The organism is Paenibacillus sp. 11B (assembly GCF_030487755.1).
Classification (GTDB): domain Bacteria; phylum Bacillota; class Bacilli; order Paenibacillales; family Paenibacillaceae; genus Paenibacillus; species Paenibacillus vandeheii.
The window spans coordinates 1-278 of record NZ_JAUKNS010000032.1 but is presented as its reverse complement, the minus strand read 5'-3'; the positions used below and the strand labels follow the sequence as shown (position 1 = coordinate 278).

The following is a 278-nucleotide window of genomic DNA, read 5'->3' as shown; positions in this document are numbered from 1 at the left end:
ATGTGTTTGGCGTGTCACGGAGTGGATTTTATGCCTATGTAAAACGTAAACGATTCGATCGCGACGCAAAGGCGAAGAAACAAGTGCTTCAAACGTATCAACGATATGAAGGCAAATATGGTTATCGGCAGCTCCAGTTGTTCCTTTGGCAAGATCAGGGGATTTGGATGAACCACAAAAAGGTGCTCCGCCTGATGCAAATGCTCGGTATTCAATCTCGAATCCGTCGTAAACGGCGCTCCAGCAGCTCGTATACACCTGCGCAGCGTGTAGCAGAG

Annotated in this window: 1 protein-coding gene; it reads left to right on the top strand. The window is 48.2% G+C overall.

Features of this window, described 5'->3' with window-relative positions; genetic code table 11:
- Positions 1–278 (top strand): IS3 family transposase (locus tag Q0V21_RS32780; protein ID WP_301882610.1); only part of this gene is annotated, 278 nt, incomplete at both ends.